Below are 5942 nucleotides of genomic sequence, written 5' to 3' on the forward strand. Positions count from 1 at the left end.
GCCCGCGGCCCGCCACCAGTCGGCCGCCGCCCGGCCCTCGGGCGACAGCCGCACCTTGGGGAGGGTCAGCGAGACGAGCAGGAGCGCCGCGGCGCTCGTCCCCATGGCCGCGAGGATCGACGTGACCATCGCCATGCCCAGCAGGAGGTAGGCGACCCCCGAAGCCGCCCAGAGGGCCGTGGCGGCACGGTCGAGCCGCTTGTCGTCCACCTCGCGCCGCCGCACCAGCCCCGCCCGCACCGCCACCGCCGCCACGGCCTCGTTCACCTCGCGCCACCAGGACGCGAACTCGCCGTCGCCCGGCCCCAGCGCGCTCACCGGCACCTCGGCCATCCCGCCCCGCCGCTGCCCGACGCGTTGCAGCAGCAGCCGCTCGTACGGCCGGACGGCACGCCCGGGCGGCCCGTCGCACGGGCTCACCGCGGCTTCCCCGCCCCGCCGCTCGACGATCCGGACGAGCCCCGCGCCCGCCACGTCCGCCACGAGGTCCTCGACCGCGGCGGCCGGCAGCGACCCCCGGCCGAGCAGGAACTGCACGAGTACCGACGGCAGTTCCGGTACCTCCAGCGGCTCGGACCGCTCCAGCTCCTCGAACGGCGAGGACAGCCGCATCCCCAACCACAGGAGCACCACGCCGATCGGCAACGGCAGCCACAGCGCACTCATGAGATTCCGCCCCCTGAAATCTACTTGACGGTACATCAGCTTACGGCGGGGGTGAGCGGATGTGGCGGGGGTGTGACGATTTTGCGGACGGCATCACAGGCGGTGCTATGGAGTGACGGTGTCGGACGCGACCCGGTGACGCTGCGTGATCCTGCCGCGCCCTTGCGCTGCCCGGACCTCACGGGTGGCGGGCTCCGCCCGGGGCGGTGATGGTGAGTCCTTGGGGGTCCACCGCACGCCCCGGGCCGTCCGGGGCGGCACCGCACGGGAGAGACCGCAGATGCCTGACGTGACCGCTGACCACTACCCGCCCGGCACGCCGTGCTGGGTCGATCTGATGGCCCCCGACCAGCGGGCGGCCCTCGACTTCTACAAGGACCTGTTCGGCTGGCAGGGTGAGATCGGCCCGCCCGAGGTCGGCGGGTACGCGGTGTGCACGCTGAACGGCAAGGCGGTGGCCGGGATCATGGCGGCCCAGCCGATGAAGGAGGGGGATCCGACCCCGCCCACGGTGTGGACCACCTACCTGGCCAGCGCCGACGCGGACGCCACCCAGGCCGCGATCTCGGCGGCCGGCGGCACGGTGATGTTCCCGGTGATGGACGTGACCACGGTGGGCCGGATGCTGATGGCGATGGACCCGACCGGCGCCGCCTTCGGCATCTGGCAGCCCGTCGACTTCTTCGGCGCCGAGAAGGTCAACGAGCCCGGCGCGCTGACCTGGAACGAGCTGCACACCTCGGACATCCCCGAGGCCGCCCGCTTCTACGGGAAGGCCCTGGGCCTCGGCTCCGCCCCGATGGAGGGCATGGACGACTACCACTCGCTCAGCGTCGGCGACCGCCCGGTCGGCGGCATGACCACCCTGGAAGGGGCCCCGCCCGGAGTGCCCTCGCACTGGCTCACCTATTTCGCGGTGGACGACACCGACAGCACGGTGGACGCACTGGTGAAGGCGGGCGGCACCGTGCTGGTCCCGCCGTTCGACATGAGTGCGGGCCGGATGGCCGTTGTCCAGGACCCGCAGAGCGCCGTCTTCGCGGTGATCAAGGCCGCGATGTAACTCCTCCAACGGCGTGTGGAGGGTCTACTGTGCGGGCTCCTGCATGGCGGGCTCCTCGAAAAAGGTGGGGCGGGCCCGGTGCGGCCCGCCCCACCGAGGAGTCAGAACGGCTTGGTCGGCAGGTACTTGCCGTCCAGGGTGATGACGGCGCGCTCGCCGCCCTCGGGGTCGGCGACCTTCTTCACGTCGAGCTTGAAGTTGATCGCGGAGATGATGCCGTCGCCGAACTGCTCGTGGACCAGGGCCTTGAGGGTCGTGCCGTAGACCTGGAGCATCTCGTAGAAGCGATAGATCGTCGGGTCGGTGGGGATGCCGCCCGGGATCGAGCCGCGGGTCGGGACGGTCTGCAGGAGCAGCGCCGCGTCCTCGTCGAGGCCGAGCAGCTCGGCGACGGCCTTGGCGGAGGCCTCCGGCAGGGCGTGCTGGCCGAGGACGGCGGCGGTGGTGAAGGCGACCGACAGGCCGGAGGCGTCGGCGATCTGCTGCCAGGAGAGGTCCTTGCGGGTCTTGGCGTCGACGGCGGCGATGGCGAGGGCCTGGCGGACGGTCGGGTCGAACTGGGCGTGCACCATGGGTGGTTGTACCTTTCCGGGGGGTGCCCCTCGCGCGCGGCGTGCGCGCCGGGCGGGGCGGGATCAGGGGCCCGGGCGGCTCCGGATGGAGCTCCCGGGAAGGGGGATCAGGCGGCGAGCGGGGCCATGGCCCGGAGCTCCTCGACGCGGCCGGTGGCGATGTCGAAGACCCAGCCGCGCAGGGTGACCGTCCCCTCGGCCAGGGCGCGGGCCACCGACGGGTGGGTGGCGAGGTTCGCCAGCTGGGCGAGGACGTTCTGCCGGACCAGGGCCGGCACGTCCGCGGCGGTCGCGGTCCTGGCCACCGAGGCGTCGGCGAGCCGCAGCCAGTCGGCGACGGCCGGTGCGCCGCTCAGGTCGTGGCCGTGGGCGAGCGCCGTCATGGCGCCGCACGCGGAGTGGCCGCAGACGACGACCTCCCGCACGCCGAGCGCGGCGACGGCGTACTCGATGCTCGCCGCGACGCCGTCCGCGCCGGGGGTGTAGGCGGGCACGAGGTTGCCGGCGGTGCGGATGACGAACAGCTCGCCGGGCTCGCACCCGGTGATCAGCTCGGGGACGACACGGGCGTCGGAGCAGCCGATGAACAGCGTGTGGGGCGTGTGCCGGTCGGCCAGGCGGGCGAAGAGCTCCTTCTTGGCCGGGAAGACGTCCCGCTGGAACTGTGCGACGCCCTCGCTGAGGTCAGGCATGAGGTCACTCCCTTTCGTGGCGGCCCGGCCCGGCGGGCCTGGCGAGATCCACCCTGCATGACCTGTGCCTATAGTGTCCAAGACGTACGATCCATGGTTTCCATCGATGCCATCTATAGTTGCTCCCATGGCCCTGGAACTGCGCCACCTGCGCTACCTGCTCGCCGTGGCCGAGCACGGCAACTTCACCCGCGCCGCCGAGGAACTGCACATCTCGCAGCCGACGCTGTCCCAGCAGGTGAAGCAGCTCGAACGGACCCTCGGCACGCAACTGCTGGACCGCACCGGCCGCACCGTGCGCCTCACCGACGCTGGCGAGGCGTACGCCCACCACGCGCGCGCCGCCCTGCGGGACCTCGCCGCCGCCGAGCGGGCCGTCCACGACGTGCAGGACCTCGCGCGCGGGCAGCTGCGGCTCGCGGTGACCCCGACCTTCACCGCGTACCTCGTCGGCCCGCTCGTCGCCGAACTCCACGCCCGGCACCCCGGCATCGCCCTGACGCTGCGCGAGGCGACCCAGGACCGGATCGAAACCGGCCTGCTGGCCGACGAGTTCGACCTCGGCATCGCCTTCGCGGGCCCCCACCTGCCGGGCGTCACCGCCACCGCGCTGTTCACCGAGACCCTCACCCTGGTCACCGGCCCTGCTGCCGCACCGGCCGGCCGTCCGCTGCCGGTGACGGAGCTCGCCGACCGTCAACTCGCCCTGCTCAGCGCGGGTTTCGCCACCCGCGGCCACATCGACGGCTACTTCGAGCGGCACCGCGTCCGCCCGCGCATCGCCGTCGAGGCCGACTCCGTCCAGGCGCTCACCGAGATCGTCCAGCGCACGCCGCTCGCGACCGTCCTGCCCGACGCCGTCACCCACGACCACCCCGGCCTCACCCCCGTCCCGCTCGACCCGCCCCTCCCGACCCGCGTCGTTGCCCTCCTGCGGCGCGCCGACGCCTACGAGAGCGCCGCCGCCCGCGCGTTCACCCGCCTCACCCACGACCTCGTCCGCACGCGGGGCTATCCACCCGCCGCCTGAGCGAGGGCCGTTCGCGGTGTGCCTGCGGACCACGTCCGTCCGGTTGATCTAGATTGCCCGCCTATGAGCGAAAAAGAGCGAATCGCCCGTCGATCGGTGCTCAAGGCCATCCCCGCGGCCGCCGTCCTCGCGGCGACGTCCGACGGCCTCTTCGCCGGACGGAGCGAGGCGGCGCCCGTGGCCTCCGCGCCGCCGGGGGAGTTCCCCCAGCCGGTCGTGTGGACCTCGCAGTCGGCGATCCTCGAACACACCCTCGACGTACGGTTCACGGACGTCACCGTCCCGGGCTACGGGCAGGTCGCCACCCGCACCTACGACGGCACGATCCCGGGCCCGACCCTGCGCGTGCGCGCCGGGGACACCCTCAGGCTCACCCAGGTCAACGGCCTGCCGCCGAACCCGGCCCACCACGGCGACCACAACCGCCCGCACGACTTCAACAGCTTCAACCTGCACACCCACGGACTGCACGTCTCCCCGTCCGGCGACGCCGACAACGTCCACCGCGCGTTCGCGCCGCGCACGGCCGACGAGGTCGCCGCCGGTGCCCCGGAGCCGCGGTACGTGACGACCGTCGACATCCCGGCCGGCACCTTCTGGTACCACCCGCACCTGCACGGCGCCACGTCCGTCCAGATCGTCGGAGGCATGGCCGGGGTCCTCGTCGTCGAGGGCGACGTCGACGAGGTGCCGGAGATCGCGGCGGCGGCCGACGTCGTCGTCTGCATCGGCGAACTCCGGCTCAAGGACGGCCGGGTACCCGACTTCACCTCGGGTGGCGCCCTCGCCGCGGTGCCCGCCACCCTCGCCGTCAACGGCGCCCTCAACCCCACCCTCACGCTACGCCCGGGCGAAGTGCAGCGCTGGCGACTGGTCGCCGCGACCGCCTTCACCGCTCTTTCGCTCCAACTCACGTGTGGCAGCGAGAACTTGACGTTCCATCTGATCGCGCAGGACGGCGTGACGTTCCCGGCCGTCGTCGCCTCCGACGTCGTGGACCTCGCCATGGGCAACCGCGCCGACGTCCTCGTCCGAGGCTGCGAGCCGGGCACGTACGAACTGCGCGCCGCCGGGGTGTCCGCGCCCCTGATGACGGTCGAGGTCGCGGGAGCGCCCGTCGAGCCGCCGATGGCCCTGCCGACGGCGCTGCCGCCCGGGAAACCCTTCCTCCACGAGGACGACATCGCCGACCCGGACGCGGACCGCGAGGTCGCGTTCCACGTCGACCCGGGCGTCTTCGAGGGCCCGTTCCCCAACGCCTTCCGCTGCCTGGGCACCCACGCGACCCCCGCGGCCGACCCCGCCGGCGACCTCACCCGCGACCCGGCCCACGGCCTGTTCGACCCCCGGCACGTCAACCACACCTTGCGGCTCGGCACGGTCGAACGGTGGACGGTCCGCACCGACGAGACCAACCCGGCCTTCAACCACCCCTTCCACCTGCACACCAACCACGTCCTCGTCACCCACCGCAACGGCGAGCGACTCGACCCGCCGGTGTGGCACGACACCATCGGCCTGGCGGGCGGCGCACCCGGGGACCGCGTCACCTTCCTCGTCCGGTACGACGACTTCACCGGCCGCACGGTCGCCCACTGCCACCAGCTCCAGCACGAGGACCTCGGCATGATGCAGACGGTCGACTACGTCCGGTAGGCGGGGCCGCCGGACGGGTGGAATGCGCGGAGGGCGGCGCACTGCGGCGGCCGGTCCGGGTATGGCCCGTCGACTACTCGGCGCCGCGCGGCGGACGGCGGCGCCTCCTGGACGAGGGAGGACCTTCATGCACCGTCACGGCGCAGCCCGGCAAACCGCTCCCGGCCCGGGCCGGACCGTCGCCCGGCCGGGGTTGCGGGCCACGGCCCCCCTGCTGGCCGGCGCACTGCTGGCCGGGTGCACCTCGGCGGCCGCCACCGACC

At 73.2% G+C, this 5942-nt stretch carries 6 protein-coding genes; 3 read left to right on the plus strand and 3 right to left on the minus strand.

Annotated elements, in window-relative coordinates:
- On the minus strand, nucleotides 1–666 hold a 666-nt coding region (locus AB0O00_RS27280), incomplete at its 3' end, for a hypothetical protein (RefSeq protein WP_363656097.1).
- 280 nt (nucleotides 667–946) lie between these two features.
- On the opposite strand from AB0O00_RS27280, the gene AB0O00_RS27285 reads away from it, so the two are divergent.
- Nucleotides 947–1729, plus strand: coding sequence for a VOC family protein (locus AB0O00_RS27285; protein ID WP_363656099.1), 783 nt, complete (start codon nucleotides 947–949; stop codon nucleotides 1727–1729).
- 101 nt (nucleotides 1730–1830) lie between these two features.
- On the opposite strand, the gene cynS is transcribed toward AB0O00_RS27285, so the two are convergent.
- Both cynS and AB0O00_RS27295 read right to left on the minus strand, forming a co-directional pair.
- Complete coding sequence (cynS, locus tag AB0O00_RS27290; RefSeq protein ID WP_363656101.1) at nucleotides 1831–2301, minus strand: cyanase; 471 nt, start codon at nucleotides 2299–2301, stop codon at nucleotides 1831–1833.
- A gap of 107 nt (nucleotides 2302–2408) precedes the next feature.
- Nucleotides 2409–2993 (minus strand): carbonic anhydrase, encoded by a 585-nt coding sequence (locus AB0O00_RS27295; RefSeq protein ID WP_363656103.1) that lies wholly within the window; start codon nucleotides 2991–2993, stop codon nucleotides 2409–2411.
- 127 nt (nucleotides 2994–3120) lie between these two features.
- On the opposite strand from AB0O00_RS27295, the gene cynR reads away from it, so the two are divergent.
- Together cynR and AB0O00_RS27305 are read left to right on the plus strand one after the other, a co-directional pair.
- Nucleotides 3121–4023: a transcriptional regulator CynR gene (cynR, locus tag AB0O00_RS27300; protein WP_363656105.1), complete on the plus strand. Its 903-nt coding sequence runs from the start codon at nucleotides 3121–3123 to the stop codon at nucleotides 4021–4023.
- A 63-nt stretch (nucleotides 4024–4086) separates the two neighbouring features.
- Entirely contained in the window at nucleotides 4087–5679 is a 1593-nt protein-coding gene (locus AB0O00_RS27305; RefSeq protein ID WP_363656107.1) for a multicopper oxidase domain-containing protein, read from the plus strand.
- Nucleotides 5680–5942 lie beyond the last annotated feature (263 nt).

The sequence above is a fragment of the Kitasatospora sp. NPDC093558 genome, from assembly GCF_040683475.1.
In the GTDB taxonomy this organism is placed as follows: domain Bacteria; phylum Actinomycetota; class Actinomycetes; order Streptomycetales; family Streptomycetaceae; genus Kitasatospora.

Excerpts from the sequence above, each read along its gene's own strand:
- AB0O00_RS27285 (WP_363656099.1), top strand. The coding sequence starts at position 947 with ATGCCTGACGTGACCGCTGACCACTACCCGCCCGGCACGCCGTGCTGG.
- cynS (WP_363656101.1), bottom strand. The coding sequence starts at position 2,301 with ATGGTGCACGCCCAGTTCGACCCGACCGTCCGCCAGGCCCTCGCCATC.
- AB0O00_RS27295 (WP_363656103.1), bottom strand. The coding sequence starts at position 2,993 with ATGCCTGACCTCAGCGAGGGCGTCGCACAGTTCCAGCGGGACGTCTTC.
- cynR (WP_363656105.1), top strand. The coding sequence starts at position 3,121 with ATGGCCCTGGAACTGCGCCACCTGCGCTACCTGCTCGCCGTGGCCGAG.
- AB0O00_RS27305 (WP_363656107.1), top strand. The coding sequence starts at position 4,087 with ATGAGCGAAAAAGAGCGAATCGCCCGTCGATCGGTGCTCAAGGCCATC.